Origin of the sequence: Fibrobacter sp. UWH5 (assembly GCF_900142505.1) — a bacterium.
Taxonomy (GTDB): Bacteria; Fibrobacterota; Fibrobacteria; order Fibrobacterales; family Fibrobacteraceae; genus Fibrobacter.
On sequence record NZ_FRBB01000011.1, the window covers coordinates 18,659 to 37,284 of the forward strand.

At 42.8% G+C, this 18,626-nt stretch carries 15 protein-coding genes; 10 read left to right on the forward strand and 5 right to left on the reverse strand.

Annotation, left to right across the window (positions count from 1 at the left end; all coding sequences use genetic code 11):
• Positions 1–39: 39 nt before the first annotated feature.
• The 6 genes from BUB38_RS09885 (at position 40) to BUB38_RS09910 (ending at position 6,911) form a co-directional block, all read left to right on the forward strand.
• Entirely contained in the window at positions 40–1,245 is a 1,206-nt protein-coding gene (locus tag BUB38_RS09885) for a MalY/PatB family protein (protein ID WP_073160084.1), read from the forward strand.
• Positions 1,245–2,660 (forward strand): lanthionine synthetase LanC family protein, encoded by a 1,416-nt coding sequence (locus BUB38_RS09890; protein ID WP_073160085.1) that lies wholly within the window; start codon positions 1,245–1,247, stop codon positions 2,658–2,660. Before BUB38_RS09885 ends, BUB38_RS09890 begins: the two co-directional genes overlap by 1 nt.
• Positions 2,661–2,985: 325 nt before the next feature.
• Entirely contained in the window at positions 2,986–3,852 is an 867-nt protein-coding gene (locus BUB38_RS09895; RefSeq protein ID WP_139258392.1) for a transglycosylase SLT domain-containing protein, read from the forward strand.
• 2 nt (positions 3,853–3,854) lie between these two features.
• Positions 3,855–4,556 (forward strand): hypothetical protein, encoded by a 702-nt coding sequence (locus BUB38_RS09900; RefSeq protein WP_073160087.1) that lies wholly within the window; start codon positions 3,855–3,857, stop codon positions 4,554–4,556.
• Between the two features lie 351 nt (positions 4,557–4,907).
• Positions 4,908–5,702 carry an SDR family NAD(P)-dependent oxidoreductase gene (locus BUB38_RS09905; RefSeq protein WP_073160089.1) on the forward strand — a complete coding sequence of 265 codons (795 nt, stop codon included), beginning with the start codon at positions 4,908–4,910 and terminating at the stop codon, positions 5,700–5,702.
• A gap of 129 nt (positions 5,703–5,831) precedes the next feature.
• Positions 5,832–6,911, forward strand: a complete 1,080-nt coding sequence (locus BUB38_RS09910; RefSeq protein ID WP_073160091.1) for a Fic family protein — start codon at positions 5,832–5,834, stop codon at positions 6,909–6,911.
• A 30-nt stretch (positions 6,912–6,941) separates the two neighbouring features.
• On the opposite strand, the gene BUB38_RS09915 is transcribed toward BUB38_RS09910, so the two are convergent.
• The 5 genes from BUB38_RS09915 to BUB38_RS09940 all read right to left on the reverse strand — a co-directional run bounded on the left by BUB38_RS09915 (position 6,942) and on the right by BUB38_RS09940 (position 13,118).
• Positions 6,942–7,580 carry a hypothetical protein gene (locus BUB38_RS09915; protein ID WP_073160093.1) on the reverse strand — a complete coding sequence of 213 codons (639 nt, stop codon included), beginning with the start codon at positions 7,578–7,580 and terminating at the stop codon, positions 6,942–6,944.
• A complete protein-coding gene (locus BUB38_RS09920; RefSeq protein WP_073160095.1) occupies positions 7,561–8,496 on the reverse strand; it encodes a hypothetical protein in 936 nt (311 codons plus the stop codon). Before BUB38_RS09920 ends, BUB38_RS09915 begins: the two co-directional genes overlap by 20 nt.
• Before the next feature lie 293 nt (positions 8,497–8,789).
• A complete protein-coding gene (locus tag BUB38_RS09925; RefSeq protein ID WP_175547670.1) occupies positions 8,790–10,130 on the reverse strand; it encodes an LlaJI family restriction endonuclease in 1,341 nt (446 codons plus the stop codon).
• Between the two features lie 55 nt (positions 10,131–10,185).
• A complete protein-coding gene (locus BUB38_RS09930; protein WP_083542071.1) occupies positions 10,186–11,817 on the reverse strand; it encodes an AAA family ATPase in 1,632 nt (543 codons plus the stop codon).
• A gap of 2 nt (positions 11,818–11,819) precedes the next feature.
• Positions 11,820–13,118 carry a DNA cytosine methyltransferase gene (locus tag BUB38_RS09940; protein WP_083542073.1) on the reverse strand — a complete coding sequence of 433 codons (1,299 nt, stop codon included), beginning with the start codon at positions 13,116–13,118 and terminating at the stop codon, positions 11,820–11,822.
• Positions 13,119–13,855: 737 nt separating this feature from the next.
• Here BUB38_RS09940 and rhuM (BUB38_RS09945) point away from each other — a divergent pair.
• The 4 genes from rhuM (BUB38_RS09945) (at position 13,856) to BUB38_RS09960 (ending at position 18,591) form a co-directional block, all read left to right on the forward strand.
• Positions 13,856–14,800 carry a virulence RhuM family protein gene (gene rhuM, locus BUB38_RS09945; protein WP_254794935.1) on the forward strand — a complete coding sequence of 315 codons (945 nt, stop codon included), beginning with the start codon at positions 13,856–13,858 and terminating at the stop codon, positions 14,798–14,800.
• A 15-nt stretch (positions 14,801–14,815) separates the two neighbouring features.
• Positions 14,816–15,706, forward strand: a complete 891-nt coding sequence (gene rhuM / locus BUB38_RS09950; protein ID WP_073160103.1) for a virulence RhuM family protein — start codon at positions 14,816–14,818, stop codon at positions 15,704–15,706.
• Between the two features lie 391 nt (positions 15,707–16,097).
• Complete coding sequence (locus BUB38_RS09955) at positions 16,098–17,096, forward strand: PLP-dependent cysteine synthase family protein (RefSeq protein WP_073160105.1); 999 nt, start codon at positions 16,098–16,100, stop codon at positions 17,094–17,096.
• A gap of 88 nt (positions 17,097–17,184) precedes the next feature.
• Entirely contained in the window at positions 17,185–18,591 is a 1,407-nt protein-coding gene (locus BUB38_RS09960) for a lanthionine synthetase LanC family protein (protein WP_073160107.1), read from the forward strand.
• Positions 18,592–18,626: the final 35 nt, after the last annotated feature.

Genomic DNA, 18,626 nt, shown 5'->3' on the forward strand with positions numbered 1-18,626 from the left:
AATGACAAATGTGTACGGAAAAAAAAGAGGATTTCAAAAATGACGAAAGAGAGAAATTTAAACTTTGACGAGATTGTGGATCGTCGCGGTACCAACTGCCTGAAGTATGATTTTGCAGTAGAACGCGGCGCATTAAAGCCGGGCGAAAATTCTAACGGTTTGTTGCCGCTGTGGATTGCAGATATGGATTTTAGAACGTCATCCTTTGTTCAGGATGCCTTGATCCGTTCTGTGGAACATGGCATTTTTGGTTACACCGAACCCAAGGCTGAATACTTCAAGGCACTTCAGAATTTTTACCGTCGCCGTCACAATTTTGAATTTGATCCCAGTTGGGTAATCAAAACTCCAGGCGTCATGATTGTGCTGGCCTTGGCAATCAAGGCCTTTACGAAAGTGGGCGATGCCGTGCTGATTCAGCAGCCGGTCTATATGCATTTCCCGGATGTGATTCTGCAGAACGATCGCATGCTTGTCAGCAACGATCTCGTTTACGGCGAAGATGGACGCTATCACATTGACTTCGAAGATTTTGAAAGAAAGATTGTGGAAAATAATGTGAAGTTGTTTTTGCTTTGCAGCCCCCACAATCCGGTTTGCCGCGTATGGACTCGTGAAGAACTTTTGCGCGTTGGTGAAATCTGCCTGAAGCATAATGTGTTCGTTGTCGCCGATGAAATCCATAACGATTTCGTTTTCGAAGGAACCCACACCGTGTTCGCTTCCCTGGGTGAAAAGTTCGCGGACAATTCCATTACGGTAACGTCTCCCACAAAGACATTCAATCTGGCTGGCCTCCAAATCGCCCACGCCTTTATCAAGAATCCCGAAGTCCGCAAGGCCATCCGCAAGGAAATCGATGGCATCGGTTACAGCCAAGTCACGATTCCTGGGCTGGTTGCCGCCCAGGCCGCATACGAACACGGCGAAGAATGGCTTGAAGCGTTGAAAAAATACCTGAAGGGAAACATTGATTTTGTGGACAAGTTTGTCAAGGAAAATCTGCCCGGCGTAAAGCTTGTTCCTATGGAAGCAACTTACTTGGCATGGCTGGATTTCAAGGGCACTGGGCTTTCCACCACGCAGGTAGATGATGTGATTCGCAATAAGGCACGCCTGTGGCTCAACAGCGGAACCCTCTTTGGAAAAACCGGAGAATGCTTCCAGCGTGTGAACCTCGCTTGCCCCCGCAGCATTCTGGAAGAAGCCTTGAACCGTATTAAGAAGGCTTTGGAGGCTCTTTAATGAAACTTAAAACCACAAATTTGCTGAAGAAAAATACTCTTGATGATTATCTGAACGCTGCTATCGGTGCCGCCCACTGGATTCAATCATTGGAAGTGAAAGAAAAGGTGGGCAAGACCTGGAAAATTTTCCCCGATGGCCAGAATGGCTATAAGGACAACCCTTTCGTTGGCAAGACCAGTTTTTATGCGGGTTCCGCTGGCATCGGCTTTTTCTTTTTGCGTCTGTACCAGGTGACTAGCGATGAGCAATGGCTTGACGAAGCCAAGGCCGCAGCGGAATATATTCTTGCCAATCCCCGTGGACTTGAATTTTATCATAAAGTTCAGAAGCGTATAGCCACAACAAAGAAAAATTCTGCTCCGGAATGCAATGCTGCAGGCCCTGTAAACGGTTGGTCTTTTAGTTACAAGGTTGGTCCCATTAGCGAAGGTCAGTTTGTTTACGCACTTTATCGCGAAACCAATGAAAATCGCTATTACGAATTTGCAATCCGCACCGCCAACACATTTGTAGAGGCTGCCATTGAAGACGAAAATGGATTGCACTGGAGCGACTTCCGCGACATCGTAGGTGACGCTGGCGGCATCGTCTATTTGTTGCAGGTCTACAAGGATACCCGCAAGAAAATTTATCTGGAAGCCGCCAAGAAGGCTGGTGCCTACATTGAAAAGTTTGGTCGCCCTGCAAAAAACGGTGGAACCTATTATGACCTTTATGATCTTGAAAGTGTTGGAGAAGGCGAGAAGGGTGCCGTGCATGTAAACTTCTCTCATGGTTCGGCAGGTACGGCTTACTTGTGGGCTGCTCTTTACGAAGCTACCAAGGATAAGCGTTACTTGAAGCTAGCCGACGATGTGATTAAATATCTGGAAGGAATTGCCGTTGGCGATAAAACTTCTGTGCTGTTCCCGTACCAGGATCATCCGGAAAAGGGTCCCCTTGACAAATTCTATTTGGGCATGTGTGGTGGCCCTATCGGAGCGAGTTTGCCTTTCAAGAAATTGTATGAACTGACTCATGATGAAAAATATTTGCAGTGGGTGAAGCGCCTGTATGCAGGCCTTGTTAAGGCGGGTGTTCCAGAAATCAAGTCCTGGGGCTATTGGGGAAGCAAGTGCATTTGCTGCGGTGGCCCCGGCGCATTGGAATACTTTGCAACGCTCTACAAAAACTATGGAGACGCTCAGTACCTGAAACTGGCTCATCGTTCTGCTGATGTTTTGCTAGGTGAATCTTTTGAGGAAGAAACGGGCCTGAGCTGGTACGGAGCCTGGGACCGCGTGAACCCCAGCCGAATCGTCAGCTATACCGGATTCTACATCGGTACTGCAGGCGTTGCGGGATCTCTACTGAAACTCATTGCCGCCGAAAAGCACATACAAATCGCAGAGTTCTTTGAATATTATCTTTAAGGGATCGTAGCGCTACTGCATATATTGTACGACTTGCTCTTTGCCTCAAAATTTGATATATTAAAGATTGTTGAACTTTGAGGAATTTCCAAGCGAAAGCTTATTGATATTTATGGCGATATGGGAATTCCGTATATTGACATGGATATTTCCGAAATCGAAGATGAATTAGCTGTATTTGAAGAAATTGAGGCTTCATCGAAATGATTGTTGTTTCTGATACAACTCCCCTCATTTCTTTTTTAAAGATAAATCGCCTTGATATTCTGGAGAAAAATATTCGGAAAATTATTTATATTCCTTGAAAATAAAATACGAGGCTTACATGGAAAAGGATTTTTTTAACACAATTCTACAAAACATCAATGTAGTTGACGAAAATGGACTTGGTTACGACATATCTCTGTTGCCAGAAGCAAAAAAAGAATACGAAAATTATAAAAATCGTTGTCTAGCGAGTGAATGGAGCGACTCTCACTTTGATGAGTGGAGTGATGCAGATACATTAAAATTCATTAGAAAGCCTTCGCTCGTTGAATTCATTGATGATCCAGCAAAAAGAAAACAGGCAATTTTGGAAAATAAAGCAAATGTATATTTTCCAGTTTGCGACAACAAATCTGCTAGTAACGAAATGCCTTGGAATGAAATTCACCAATTAAACGGAGTCGAAAAGTACAATTCGCTGATTGTGGCCGCAGCAAAGGAGTATTCTTTAGACCCGGATTTATTGAGAGCTATAGTTTATATGGAGACCACTCATGGCTATTACGACAATGCCATTTCAAATGTGTTTGGGGCATTTAACCTAACTCCGAATTATATTCCTGAAAGTATAAACAAGTCCATTTTACCAATGAATATAAACACTCAATTTTGGGGTGATAATTTTGGGTCGAGAGAGCAGTTAAGAATTCCTGAATACAATATATATGCTGGAGCAAAGCATCTAAAACAGTTACAAAATGCTGTCGGAGGACTTGACATAGAAAAAATCGCGACATTGTACAACAACCTTTCCGCCCGACGAATAAATGACTACGGGAAAAGGGTTGCAAGACTGTATCAAGAAAAACCCTGGATAAATCCGCCGTCACAATACAATTACAACGAAGGTGCTCCTTTACTCAATTTTCTTCGAGCATTACTTATATCGACATACACTCTGTGTCCATCTCTATTCGCTGAATAACAATGAACAAAGACGCTGAACTATTTGCATCTCGGGTTGGCATTGCAACTTTTGCAACAGCATACTGCGCTTTGTTAATGAGCAGATTAAACAGAGAATGTGAATCGGCTGACATATTTATGTCGATTGTTCTAACGACGGGTTCTTTGTTATGTTTTTTACTTTTTATTCGACTTCCTTGGCAATTTGTATGCAAACGCATCGTTAAATTTAGTCAAGCAAATGAAAAATTCATAAAAAAGCTATTTTGTTTATGCTGTTACGACGTGTTTCCCTTGACTATAATAGTCATAATTGCGTGCTGGTTTGATTTCTATGCGGAACTGTTGCTTCTACCGATTATAACAATTGCGTTGATTGCACTCGTCCTGAAGTTTTGCGATAAAATAAAATTTAGCAAAAAGACGCAAATCGCTTACTTTGTGTCGAATACAGTAGTTCTAACCGTAATAGGATTTTGGGTATCCCTTGGCAGCAATGAGAACATCACAATGGCATTGACCTTTGCTAGGTTCATGATGGTTGTCGGTCCAATTACTTTGCTTTTTAAATGCACAAAACTCTTTTATTTGCCAACGGCTGTAATTGTGGTAGGAAAACTATTGTACGGAAATTTTTCCACACTGGATACAATTTTCATTCCTTGCAATTTCTTGATTAGCGCGGTATTTGCTCTTGTCATGACAAGGCACAATCAGGCTTAACTGTTATAAAACAAACCTATATCTAACCCTAGAAAAATAGTATTATAACTATCCCTTGCCAGAAGGCAGGGGTTTTCTATTTTTATTCCTACAAGATTGATAGGGAATCGGAAAATGTTTTCGAGTTCACCTAAGCATTCGAAGGAGCCTATATGTGTAGTGACTGTCGAATGCCGAAAGGCATGCTGAAAAATAGATAACTGCTTCGCTCAAATATCAAAAGTCCTTGATGTTTTGGTCAAAGCAAGTAGTTATGAAAACTTAAGGACGAAAGACCTGGTACGGTGCCGGGCAAAATATTCAAAATCAGAAATCGGGCCGAATGAAGTCGGCAAAAAAGGAATTTTAAAAATGAGTGAAAAGAAAGTTGTCGTTATTACTGGTGCTGCACAGGGTATTGGTCTTGCAGGAGTCAAGAAGTTTTTGAAGGAAGGCTGGGCCGTTGCCGCCACCGATGTCAAGAAGAAGGAACTTGACGAAGAAGTGGCAAAGCTTGTTGCCGAAGGTCACGACGTTACCGCCTACGAGCTTGACGTGACCAACTACAAGCAGGGTCAGGAAGTTATCGCCGAAGTGGTAAAGAAGTATGGCCGCATCGACGCCCTGTTCAATGACGCCGGCATCACGGGCCACCGCAAGAATATCCTGAACTTTGATCCGGAATTGATCAAGCAGGCCGAAGATGTGAACCTTTGGGGAAGCCTCTACTTGATTCAGCATGTTTCCCGTGTGTTTGTGGAAAAGAAGATTAAAGGTGCCATCGTGAACGTGTCCTCCTTTGTGGCATCCTTTGCAGAATGGTCTCCGTTCGGTTATGGAATTTCCAAGTCCTCTGTTGACGGGCTTACTCGTACCGCTGCCTTCCATTTGGGCAAGTACGGTATTCGCGTGAACTCGGTGGCTCCAGGCTATACCAAGACCGAAATGGCCATCAAGTACGATTACTCCGATCCTAAGCTTCGCAAGGCCGCCGAAGACAAGAGCCTTTTGAATCGCTGGATCGAACCTTCCGAAATCGCTGCTGCCGCTTACTTCCTTGCAAGCGACGAAGCCAGCGCCATCACCGGCGTAAAGCTCCCGGTGGATGCGGGTTACACCACAACCAAGGAAGATAACAAGGTAAGCCTTTACGGTGAAACTGAGTAGTAATTAGCTGAAAAAATGTGTCTTCCGTTAGTGTGAAAGCGATCCTGAAAAGGGTCGCTTTTTTATGTGAATTTCTGAACACTTGTACACTTTTCTTAAAATACATTTTTATGTATTTTTGTATTTACTATGAAAGAACCTTTTAAAGCTGAGTTTATTGAATCTGCACTACAAAAGCTAGATAAGCGTGAATATTTTGACGAACTTATTGACGCCACGTCCCATATGGGCATTTACCTAACTGCTTTGAAAAGGTCTATCGCCGAAGAATCTTGTACTCGATCCATGCTCTGGAAGGAAAATTTCCATTCAACTAGCATGGAAGGGACTTGCACGAGTCTTGAAGAATCCCTAGAAAATAAGGCGACAAATGAAACGAGTACAAGTAACAAGGATTTAGACAATTACACTAATGCCTTGAATAGCGGCCTCTCTTATTTGATTCGTGATGGACGCTTCAGTGAAGAAATGCTTTTGGAAATGCACCGGATTTTACTTAGTGGCAACGTGCACAAAACCTCGGAAAACACTGGTAGGTATCGAGTAAAGCAAAATTATATCAAGGACGAAGCTACAAAGGATGTTTCGTTCACGCCACCTGCACCGTCAAATGTCAAAAAACTGATGGACAATCTCATCAGTTACATGAACAATTCTTCTCCAACACAGCGGAACCTCGTAAATGCTGCGTTAATCCACGCTCAATTCGAGACAATCCATCCTTTTGAAGATGGCAACGGACGTATTGGCAGAATGATTATAGTCTTGTACCTGTTTTTCACCCACGAAATTGATAGACTGTACCTGTTCTTGAGCGAAGCTATTGAAAAAGAAAAGTATAGATACTACAAGTTGCTAAACGATATTCGTAGTAATGGCGCCTGGAACGAATGGGTGAAGTTCTTTCTGGACATTGTCAATAAGCAAAGTATCAAGTATAGCGAGAACATAGTCAAGATTGAAAAGTTGTACACACGCAGTATTCAGGTGATAGATGAAAAGTGCTCCTCGAAAATTGCAAAGCAGGTTTTTGAGTGCTTTTTCAAGATGCCTATACATACTAGTAAGTCGATTGCAAAAGAAACTGGGCTTTCCAACACAGCCATCAATCGAGCGTTAGATAAACTCGTTGAATTCAACCTTGTGTTCAGCAATCATCAGAAACGTAATACTTTATATGTTTTTTACGAGTTGATAGACTTGATATAGCGAATTTATCAGTTAGCATATTTTTTTCAGTTAATATAAAAATCCTTTCTTCTGTTCCTTGGCCAACGATTCGAGGCAATCCAATTCCTTAAATGTATATTGGTTAATCACTCGCTTGATTTCCTTTAAGGACGCCTCTTCGAATTGGACGCTTTCAGCCGGAACAGACGCACCTCGTTCAGGAATCCTTATACGGCACTTGCTTTCTATCGTATTTAACGTATCGTTCTTTTCTTCAAAAATGTCTAGCGCTATAATTTCCCCAGTTTCATCCTGAATCAAAGCATAGGTATCTCGATGATTGGGGTATCTACGATCTTCGCTTACATAAACGAATTTTACAGTTTCCTCTTTTGACATGGATACATAATAAGGAACGATTTTGTCAACATCAACTTCAAAGTACTTACCTAAATAATCGCTGTGCGACAACGAATAAAAAAAGTTTTGTTTTCTTACCCAGACATAAAAACGATAGGTATGCCCATGAAAACTTTGCATGATAAAATCTTTATCAACAAAAACTGCAATCTCCGTGTCACCGACATTTACCTTGTCTGCGTATGCTGAGAAAAAATACTCTGGAATAAGATTCCTCCAGAGTATAAATTCTACAACAAAAACAAGTGTTGCAATCGCAAGAATTATTTTAAAAGCAATCCATTTCACGAAGACAGCCTTCCCTAACTTTGTTGATAAACGCCCTTTGTGCGGCATCAATAAAGATAGATTCTAGCAAAGGGTTCATTGGGAAAAAATTATAGCTACGCACGCGTTTTTCAAAATTTTTCCAACCGCCATAGCTATTCACGAACATGCCGAAGCGGCCGTAAAGATCGTTTTCAAAATAATTTTCAACAGCAGTATGCAACGGCAGCCCTTGTCCAACTAAGGTCGAGATGTTCCGCGCGTCAACATCTGCGTAGAAGTCACTACGTCCAAAACTATGATTAAAACCATCAAGCTTTTCACCAATGCTAAGGTCCGCCAGTTTGTATAAACTGTCATTGCTAAACCACCCCTTACTACGCAAGTCCTTCAAATCTCGCGCAAAAGTAAACATGTCACCAGCCCAGCCAGCTAGATCAGGACGTATATATTGGTGATTTTGAGGCCAGTCAAGATACTTGCTCAATGTCGCATGAAAATGGGAGACGTCAAAGGGCGCATTGACTTTTGGAAGTTCAAGTTTGCTAAACAAACCATCTTTAGAAAAATACCTAGGATAGCGCGGGTATTTCGTTCGTATTAAAGAATCCAAATGGTTGTTGGGAGAACCGGTGGTCAGGTCCCACTTCATCCCTTGATACCCGCCGTAATACCTCAACAAACGCATTTGTTCCAAAGCTCTGTCTCGCGCCATGTAGTTCTTCCAACCAGGTAGCACGATCTCGGCGTCGATATCCTTGATTGCGCGAAGGTATTGTTGAAAAGACGGCTTTTCCTGTTCCATCAAATTACGAGTCCACGAAATGGACGGAACCAACCCACCAACTCCAGGGGAAGGCCGGAAATCATGGGTGTAAATGGTGTCTCTCGGTGCACCAGAACCGATTACAGGTAATAGAGGTCCATAATCTGCCATTGCAGACTCCTTTGCCCTTGCGGGCGGTTAAATGAAATTGCCAAGAGCAAAGGATTTATGTAGCTTTACAAAACTCAAAGGGGCTACAAAGTCCTTTACGGGGCCGACCTGCAATTCCAGTTGCAGGCCGGTCCTTTTTTCTTGGAGAGAAGAACACCTTCTCCAACCTAAATATACGTCAAAAAGTTTGTTTCGTCAATAAGTTAAATACATTTTATCAAAATATTGTGTTTAATAATGCTAAAGAATTGCAATTAAAGACTATTTTTGAATATTTTAGCGGAAAAACACGATTAAACATTCGTCACGGAACTGTCTAAGATATCTTCGATCAGATTCTTTCTTACAAGCTCCTTCACAACTTCCGCCAACTTGAATAGAGCAATTTCGTTGCGGCGGTAGTTTCGCATTACGGACTTTACATCCAGCTGGATACCAACGATTTTGTGGTAAGGTTTTGAATTGTCCATCCAGTCGCTAGAGGCTGTACCCAGGAACTGCATTTTATACGGATCAAAGTGAATCTGATTCAAAATTTCAGGCTCGCGGCTTTCGTAGCGACTTGTTTCGCAACTTTCGTAACGGTAAGGCAACAAGAACACATTGAAAATTTTGTTACCAATGCTTGCGCAGTCTTGGTAAGTCGCGCCATCCCGAAGATTCTCGTTACACAGTTTCTGCTCCACAAACTGGCCGTACACAATCTGCTTGCTGATGGAACTTGATGAGGGGAGATTTCCCCCAGTGTAGAATTTTGCGTCAATAATAAATATGCGGTCGCCCTGCCACATGATTGTATCCGGACGCATAGCAAATTTCTGGTCATCGGCGTTTTGTTTTTTATCACGAACATTCCACCAGCAATGAGGATTGTACACATCCTTCGTTTCGCCATCGCGAAGATTTCCAAAAATGCGATCCAGCATTTTTTCCCAAATGGGAGCGAAACTAGTTACACCAAAGCAATATTCACTGAGGGTTCCATTCACAGAATTTCCATGCAGAAATTCTACAATCGTTTGCATGGCGTTGAACAGCCTAAGTTTTCGGTCATTAAAAGTCTTGGAAACTTTCTCCATGAGAACTGCTGAAAACAATTCGTAGTCAAATTCAAGAGTCGGCTCCACAGACAATTCAATGCTGTAAAGAGGTCCAATCAACCTTTGCGCTTGTGCAACGCAAAATTCATGGATTAAGGTCACCAGCTGATTTTCATTTTGGGAATTACAGCAAGAAATGGGGTTCAAATAAACAACTCCGTAACCATCATCGTTCTCGTAAACTTGAGGACGAATTTGCTTTATGGTACGGCTCCAGTTAATTTTTCCATGAACACCCTGCTTATAGCTTTTCTCCGTTTCCTTGTACAGTCCGAAATTAAAATAATAATCCAGCACATACAAAAATTCTTGAAAAGGAAATTCCAGCAAGGCCTCAAATTCAGATGTAGAGGCGTAGTTTGAGTTTTCCGCATCGGCAATTAAACTTTGATCCGAAAGAACACTCATCAAACTTGAGAAAACTTCTCGCAGAACTTCATCTGGAGTTTTTGCAAAATCAGAAAAACACCCGTAGGGAAAATAAATCTGCGGTTTACCACCAGCAAACTTTACACCTACGAATTGTTCATTCACTTTTTGCAAGTCGTTTTGACGACAGCAAAAATCTCTGAAATGAACCTCGCTCATTTTACAGCCCTAAAATTCCATCCTTGAATATTGCAGCAAAACCACCTTCTTCAAAGTTTTCAATCAGCGATTCTACAGATTTGCATTCGTTCTTGAACACAGTGCTGCGTTTGTACTTAAAGGCGTCATCCCAAAGATATTCCAGGACTTTTTCACCAAAAAGTTTTCTGGAAATTTCACGATACTTGTTGCCAGCATCATCCGTCTTTTCTTCACCGATGATAAAGTAGGCGCCAAGGCGTTTGTCTTCGGAGCTGATCATGGAGGTATTCTTTTCAAGAATCAACTCATTGACTTTTTCCCAGAACACACCCCAAGTAATGTCAGTATTTTCAATTTTCGTTTCCCGCTGGGCCTTGTGCAGCTCGCCATCCAATGTATTTTTAACAAGTTCCGAATCAAAGCGACGCTTAAAGGCATTGTCCAAAGTGAACACATTCTGGTCGGAAGTGTTCATGGTCGCATAAATGGAAAGATTGGGCGGAAGACGGATAGCCGTATTTGCCGTGAAGGTGACTGCTGGTTTTTCATCGTCAGAACCGTATTCTGTTCCTGCGATTTCAGCACTAATTTTCCCATTCACATCAACATGGTCCACAAAATACTTGCTCCAGCCAGCGGTGTATAAATTTCCGCCGACAGAATCACTTTCGCCTTTTTTATGACGATCCAAAAGTTGGAAAATTTCGCCGAAGATTGCAGCCGCATTTCCTCGATTAATTTCTTCAATGACCAGGAAATAAGGCTTTGTAGGATTGGCGTAGGCGCGAGCCAAGATGCGAGTAAAAGGCCCTGCCGCAAAATCATAATCCACGCCACCTGCAGGCTTTACAACAGGCATCACCTGGCCAACAAAATCTGCGTTGGTATATTCCGGATGAAACACCACACGAACAACCTGTTTTTCTTCATCCGTGATTTCGCCCTTCTGTTTTGCGATATCCAGCAGATCCATAATCTTCTTGGACTTGCCACAACCCGGAACACCATAGTAAATGATTTGGGCGGGGGTGAAGGATTTAATTGGGCTTGATGTTGATTTTGTTCTTGTTGTATCGAAACTATCGAAAAATGCTTTTTTATCTGTTCTATCCATAAAAGCAAACCTTTCTTCCAAGCTTTGTCCTGTTAGAGAGAGAATTCCATCTTTTGAAAAATTCAAAACCTTTGAATAATTATTGATGTAATTACGAATAATGTCATCATTATTTTTAGCGGTCTCTCCAAAGGATTCATAATACGCATCCTTGTACTCACAACTTGGATGCTTTTTCACATAATCACAAAGAGATTTCAAAAAATATGTCGGACATTCAATATTTTGAAAACCATCTTTTCTAACATAAGGATTTGGAACAAAATATCGTGCTATCCAAAATTTCAAATATTCTTCAGCCTCGGCTTCGTTTATATCATGGTCAAATCTTGGATAATAAAAACCATCTTCAGCTTCGCAATAAAGAGCTAATTGGCATGCCAATTGATATGGTGTTCGAAAGAAATCTCCACCATAGCACAACTTCATTTTTTCACGAAATTGATCAACCGGCATTTTCTCATGAGGAAGCGTATTTGCCAGTTCAACAACAGTCTTTGCAGTTCCATTTCGCCATCTACAGATTAAATCGGCCATAGCTAAACTCCGTATTTAGTTATGTCCATCTGTTTTAAAATTGCAATTAGAACATCTACAACAATGCTGTTTCCGGCCTGTTGGTAAGTTGCCGTATCGCTCACAACAATTTTAAAAGAATCTTTAAATCCCATTAGGCGAAGACATTCTCTTGGAGTAAGTTTTCTAATTCGTCCTTTATGGGTAACGTAATTATCAACGCCAGCGCGATGCATTTTATGCATGGACTGCAATAGTGGACGCGCCACATCAAGATCGGTTTTCGTTGATGTTTTCCAATTTTTTGTTCCACCAGCTAAAACATACTTTGCAACTTTTTCAGATAGGTAGTATTTCTCTTCAACATCCTTCACATCAAAGATGAATTCATCAAAAGCTTCATTTGTCGGCGTGAGTTTAGAATCTGGATGATATACAAAATCTCCATGCCAATTAAACTGCTGATTTTTCTTTTGGCAAAGTGCAACATCACCATTTATCTGAGTGTAGCTTTTAAGCCGATTTTTGTGACTTGTAACAAACTTGATTCCCTTTTCCTTTAAGAAATATTTGGAATCAATATAATCTTCCAAAAAATCATACATTACATATTCTAAAGGTATTGGGGCCGGGAAAGTAAAGTTTGTTTTTTTCTTAAAACCTAAACAATACACCCTTTCGCGGTTCTGAGGAATACCATAGTCTCTACTATTAAGAACGCGGAAATAAACATGATAACCAAGTTCTTCGAAAATATCATGCATGACATTCCAAGTTCGGCCTTCATCATGATTCAACAAACCCCGAACATTTTCAAACAAGAAAACCTTCGGTGCGGTTTCTTTTACAACTCTTGCAAATTCATAAAAGAGCGTTCCTCGAGCATCTTCAAAACCAAGTCTTTTTCCGACCATCGAAAAAGCTTGACAAGGAGCACCACCAATGATAAAATCAACTTTGCCAGCATAAGGCTTAGCATCAAAATTGCGTATATCAGTAAACCAGTCTTGCTCATTTATTTTGTAATTAGCCAAATAACTTTTTTTGCAATTTGGCTCAATATCCCCAGCAAAAACAATTTCATGATTTAGCTGAAGTCTCTGAAACGCATGTTCAATCGCACCAATGCCGCTAAACATTGTTCCTATACGAACCTTCTTTTCGGGATGAGAAAACTGTAAATCTTTCCAGCATTGCCCGTCAGAAATTGGAGTCTGCGGAATATCTTTTTGTTCAAGTTTTTCTACACGCTTCTTAATGATTTTTTTGACGCGTGCAATTTTCTTGTTAGACTCGTTGATTTCATTTTCTACGGTTGCCATGCAGGCTTTACTCCGAGTTGAAGGTGAACGAGTTCACCCTCAGTCGGGAGCAAGAAACTGCGATGTCAAAACAAGCAAAGAAAACGCTCGCAAACGCACGTGTGGATACACGAACGAATTCCCCGGGCACCGAATGGATACAGTACGCCCAGGGTACAGCATGACCTATGCAACCATAGGTCAACGAACGTTTGCTTTATTGTAGAACCGTGAAAGTGTCGAAGTTTCAAGCAACAACAAGAGCAAACCCAGCAAGAGCCGTTCTTGTCGCAAAACTTCCACACGATTTAAACGAAAAAAGGCGTGAGGTTGAATGCATCTACTCGCTTGAGGCCTTCGACTGCCTGGTTCAAATAAACGCAAACAACCCACGCCCCATAAGCTTACCGAATAAATCCGGCAGCAGATGCCTAAGCATCTAAAGGGTCGCATTGCGCACAGGCAGATATAAAAAAATGCATGTAGCAAAACGATGCCATCAGGCAAAGCCCAATAGCAAGCGTGAGCGTCGCCTTATCCAAGAACCATGAAAGTGTCGAAGTTTCAAGCGTGGACAAGAGCAAAACTCTTTATGTACACAGGGAATATAGATAATCCTGCATGTCAGTAGGTGTCACTCAAATTTTTTCAGCGCACCTATTGCCCATTTTTACAAAATTAGTTATATTTTGTTCACTAGAACATTTGTGCATTAAATTTGTGTTTTTATATCCAGCTTGTAACACAAAGGAGTAAATATGGAAGAGAAGAATATGCAGGCGGCTGGTGAAATCATTTTTTACCAACCCGAGGGCGAATCCAAACTTCAAGTATATCTTGAAGATGAGACAGTTTGGCTGACAATAGATCAGATGAGTGACCTGTTTTTAAAGTCACGATCAACGATTAATGAACATATTCTAAACGCATTCAAGGAAAAAGAATTAGACAAAAGCGAAGTTATGAGAAAAATCGGAAATTCCGATTTTTCTACCAAGCCCACGAACATTTACAATTTAGATGTAATTATTTCCGTTGGCTATAGGGTTAAATCCGTTCGTGGCACACAGTTCCGTCGCTGGGCCAATCAGGTTCTAAAAGATCATCTTCTGCGCGGAGCAAGTGTAAATAAGCGTTTTATGCTGACTGAAGAGCGAGTTGACAGGCAACTGATTAATCACGAAAAACGTTTGGACGAGCTCGACTCAAAAGGCATGGAAACGAGCACTCGCCTAGCCACTCTCGAAAAGCAGGTTGACTTTTTCGTCAAGGCGAACCTGCCTCCCAGTGAGGGCATCCTGAATGCAAAATCCTGGTGGAGCGGGTACGAATTCGCCTGCCAGCTGGTGCGTTCCGCAAAGGAAGAAATCATCGTCATCGATCCTTTTGCAGACGATGTCGCACTCTCTCTTGTCGCCAAGAAATCTGCGGGTGTAAATGCGTTCGTCTATTCCGGTCATGTAAACCGACATCTGCGAGAGGAAGAAGAACGATTGAATCGCCAATTCCCAACTGTTAAACTCGAAGGCATGCAGAATGTTCATGACAGGTTCATCATCGTGGACGAGACGGTTTATCACATCGGTTCATCCCTCAACGAACTCGGGAAAAAACTGACCGCATTCTCCGTGCTGAATTTCGTTTCAAAGCAGCAACTGCTGGAAATGGTGTCGCAGGCGTCTGGGAAAAAATCCAGCTTGTAACACAAAGGAATAAATATGGAAGAGAAAAACGAAATCATCGTGTATCAGCCCGAGGGCGGCGAATTTCACATTGAAGTGCGCCTTGAAAACGAAACCGTGTGGCTGACTCAGGCGCAGATGGCAGAACTGTTTAACGCAACTAAGCAAAATGTCAGTCTCCATATCTCTAACATTTTTGAAGAGGGAGAACTTCTTCAAAATTCAACTGTCAAGGAATCCTTGACAGTTCGAAAAGAAGGGAAACGTGAGGTAACCCGAAAAATCTTATTGTACAATTTAGATGTGATTATTTCGGTCGGTTATCGCGTCAAATCCATCCAAGGCACTCGATTTAGACAGTGGGCTATCCAAGTCCTCAAAGAACACCTTCTTAAGGGTGGCTCTGTAAACCAGCGGCTTATCTCGCACGAAAATAAGCTTGAAAGTCTTGATTCTCGCGTTCAGGCTCTAGAAAAGAATGTTGACTTTTTCGTCAAGGCAAACCTGCCTCCCAGTGAGGGCATTCTGAATGCAAAATCCTGGTGGAGTGGGTACGAATTCGCTTGCCAGCTGGTGCGTTCCGCAAAGGAAGAAATCATCGTCATCGATCCTTTCGCAGACGATGTCGCACTCTCACTTGTTGCCAAGAAGTCTGCGGGTGTAAATGCGTTTGTCTATTCCGGTCATGTAAACCGACATCTGCGAGAGGAAGAAGAACGACTGAATCGCCAATTCCCAACTGTTAAACTCAATGACATTCAGAATGTTCATGACAGGTTCATCATCGTGGATGAAACCGTTTATCACATCGGTTCATCCCTCAATGAACTCGGAAAAAAACTGACCGCATTCTCCGTGCTGAATTTCGTTTCAAAGCAGCAATTGTTAGAAATGGTGTCTCAGGCGTCTGGAAAATCAGTGCTATAAACAAATCCTATATCCAACCCTAGAAAAATAGTATATGTCTAACGCCTTGCCATGGAAAAGAGTATTTCTATATTTATTCCTACAAGATTGATAGGGAATTAGAAAATGTTTTCGAGTTCCCCTAAGCATTCGAAGGAGTTCATTATGTGTAGTGACTGTCGAATGCCGAAAGGCATGCAGAAGAATAGATAACTGCTTCGCTCAAATATCAAAAGTCCTTGATGGTTTGGTCAAAGCAAGTAGTTAATCAAGTGGAAAAACTTAAGGACGAAAGACCTGGCGCGGTGCCGGGCGAAAATCAAAATCAGAAAATCGGGCCGAATAAAGTCGGTAAAAAGGTTGAACAAACCGGTTTCTGAGTATTACCAAATCAAAAAAAAGGATTTCAAACATGTCTAAGATTCATAAGTCTATTGCAGAACTCGTTGGCCACACTCCTCTTGTTGAACTTTCCAATTACGAAGAAAAGTATGGTCTTAAGGCTCACATCATTGGTAAGCTGGAATACTTGAACCCCACAGGTTCCGTGAAGGATCGCCTGGCTCTGGCCTTGATCCAGGATGGTGAACGTCGCGGCCTGATTAAGAAGGGCGACACGCTCATTGATGTGACTAGCGGTAACACGGGCATTGGCCTTGCCGGTATCGGTCATGCTCTTGGCTACGAATTCGAACCTTATCTGGAACCGGGCACCACCATCGAACGCGTCCAGATTTTTGAAGGCTACGGTTTGAATGTAAAGTCTTTCTACGATATCGAAGAAGTCAAGGACTTCGAAAAGACGGGCCTGGTGCTTGATGATTTGATTGATGGTATCAAGCGCATCGCCAAGGAGAAGGGTTTCTACTATACCGGTCAGACTGTAAACGAAGCCAACCAAGAATTCCATTTCAAGACTACCGGTCCTGAAATTTGGGAAGACACGGATGGCAAGGTGGATTACTTTGTTGCAATGGGCGGTACTGCCGGCACCATCGTGGGTACGGGCCGCTATCTTCGCGAAAAGAATCCTGGCGTAAAAATTGTGGGTGTGCAGGCTGCAAAGAGCTCCCGCCCGGATAGCCCTGATTTTACCGGTCATATCGTAGATGGAACCTTGCCTTTGCATGGTGTGGCCGAACCTCTTGTGCCCACCCTCATCAAGACCAATCGCGATAACGGTTTTCAGTTTGATGAAGTCATCGACATCAAGGCGGAAGATGCTTATGCAACTGCTCAGGAAACTGCAAAGACCGATGGCCTCTTCCTGGGAACTTCTGCTGCCGCCGCCCTTACCGCCGCAATCCAGATCGCAAAGCGCCCTGAAGCAGCCGGCAAGAACATCGTGGTGATTTACCCCGATAACGGTTACAAGTACCTTTCTACGGAACTGTACAAGAAGCAGAAATAGTGGTTAGTGATTAGTGGCTAGTGGTTGGTTTGATTTTTGTGTACTAACCACTAAATACTGCTTACTTATTAATGGGAGAATTAATCAAATGAAATTGAATTTTGTACAGAATATTGCGTTGAAGACTGCGAAGTCTACTGAAGATTATTTGGAATCCGTTCTCCAAATTGTGAAGTATCTGAAGAATAACGAAGTGGTAACGCCGAAGGGAAAGTATTGGAAGGTAAGTCCGGAACCGGGCAACGAATATGTGGGCGACCTGATTGTGACTCCCAAGAGCCTTTACGCAGGTTCCGCAGGCATTGGCCAGTTCTTCTTGCAACTTTTTGAAGTGACCAAGGATGAACAGTATTTGCAGGAAGCCAAGGATGCTGCAGAATATCTGCTGAATACTTATGAAGGTCCCGAATTCTTTTCCAACGTCTTGAATGGGGCGGATGGCGGTGTGTGGCCTGTGAAGGGATGGGGCACTAGTGTGTATGCTTCTCCTGCCGGCCAGGCAATCTTCCTGGATCAGCTTTATGACCATACCGGCGACAAGCGCTATCGTGATTTCTTGATCAAGGCAGCCGATGATTCCATTGAGGCTGGCGAAGATGACGGTACGATTCTGCATTGGTCGACAGAAGCTGACCTGATGGCTGATGGTTCCTACGCTTTCTTCTTCCTGTATGTTTACCGTAAGACTGGTGACGAAAAATATCTGGAAGCCGCAAAGCGCGTAGTCGCCTTTACGGACACTCGCATCACTCACGCCAAGGAAGGCGGCATCTATTACAAGAATGTGGACCTGACTTTGGTGGGCTGGAAATCCAGGGAATCCGCTTTCCCCAATTTCAGCCATGGCGCTGCAGGAACGGCTTTCTTGAATGTTCTTCTTTACGAAGAAACCAAGGATCCTGCTTATCTTGAAAAGGCGAACGAAGTTGTGAAATTCCTGGCTGCTATTGCAGAAGGTGACGAAAATGGAGCGTTAATCCCGTACCTCTACAATCCTGAATTAGGACGTTTCCATGACTTCTATTACCTTTCCACTTGCCATGGCCCTGTGGGAACCTCGATCCTGTTCCGCAAACTTTACGACGTGACCGGCGATAAGGAAAATCTCCAGTGGGTTGACCTTCTGACCAAGGGGATTCTGAAGGCTGGTGCTCCGCTGAAACATACTCCGGGGTACTGGAACAGTTACTGCCTCTGCTGCGGTGCCCCGGGCGTTTTGGCTCACTTCGTAAAGACTGCAGAAGTTCTTGGAAAGGATTCCTACATCGAACAGGCGAAGGTTACTGCCGATAAGCTGCTGGGCGATTCCTATAACGATGACAAGGGCCGTCGCTGGTATGCTGCCTGGACCCGCAAGATTCCGGGCTTCGTGGAAACCTACACGGGCCTTTACGATGGCGCAGCTGGCGTGGGATCTGCACTCCTGTACCTTTACGCCCACGAAAAGAATATCAAGATCAAGACGGAAACGTTGGAATATCTGTTCCTGAAATAATCTCTGAAAATTAAAAATCCGTACAACAAAGGGAA

Excerpts from the sequence above, each read along its gene's own strand:
- BUB38_RS09885 (WP_073160084.1), top strand. The coding sequence starts at position 40 with ATGACGAAAGAGAGAAATTTAAACTTTGACGAGATTGTGGATCGTCGC.
- BUB38_RS09890 (WP_073160085.1), top strand. The coding sequence starts at position 1,245 with ATGAAACTTAAAACCACAAATTTGCTGAAGAAAAATACTCTTGATGAT.
- BUB38_RS09895 (WP_139258392.1), top strand. The coding sequence starts at position 2,986 with ATGGAAAAGGATTTTTTTAACACAATTCTACAAAACATCAATGTAGTT.
- BUB38_RS09900 (WP_073160087.1), top strand. The coding sequence starts at position 3,855 with ATGAACAAAGACGCTGAACTATTTGCATCTCGGGTTGGCATTGCAACT.
- BUB38_RS09905 (WP_073160089.1), top strand. The coding sequence starts at position 4,908 with ATGAGTGAAAAGAAAGTTGTCGTTATTACTGGTGCTGCACAGGGTATT.
- BUB38_RS09910 (WP_073160091.1), top strand. The coding sequence starts at position 5,832 with ATGAAAGAACCTTTTAAAGCTGAGTTTATTGAATCTGCACTACAAAAG.
- BUB38_RS09920 (WP_073160095.1), bottom strand. The coding sequence starts at position 8,496 with ATGGCAGATTATGGACCTCTATTACCTGTAATCGGTTCTGGTGCACCG.
- BUB38_RS09930 (WP_083542071.1), bottom strand. The coding sequence starts at position 11,817 with ATGGCCGATTTAATCTGTAGATGGCGAAATGGAACTGCAAAGACTGTT.
- BUB38_RS09940 (WP_083542073.1), bottom strand. The coding sequence starts at position 13,118 with ATGGCAACCGTAGAAAATGAAATCAACGAGTCTAACAAGAAAATTGCA.
- rhuM (WP_254794935.1), top strand. The coding sequence starts at position 13,856 with ATGGAAGAGAAGAATATGCAGGCGGCTGGTGAAATCATTTTTTACCAA.
- rhuM (WP_073160103.1), top strand. The coding sequence starts at position 14,816 with ATGGAAGAGAAAAACGAAATCATCGTGTATCAGCCCGAGGGCGGCGAA.
- BUB38_RS09955 (WP_073160105.1), top strand. The coding sequence starts at position 16,098 with ATGTCTAAGATTCATAAGTCTATTGCAGAACTCGTTGGCCACACTCCT.
- BUB38_RS09960 (WP_073160107.1), top strand. The coding sequence starts at position 17,185 with ATGAAATTGAATTTTGTACAGAATATTGCGTTGAAGACTGCGAAGTCT.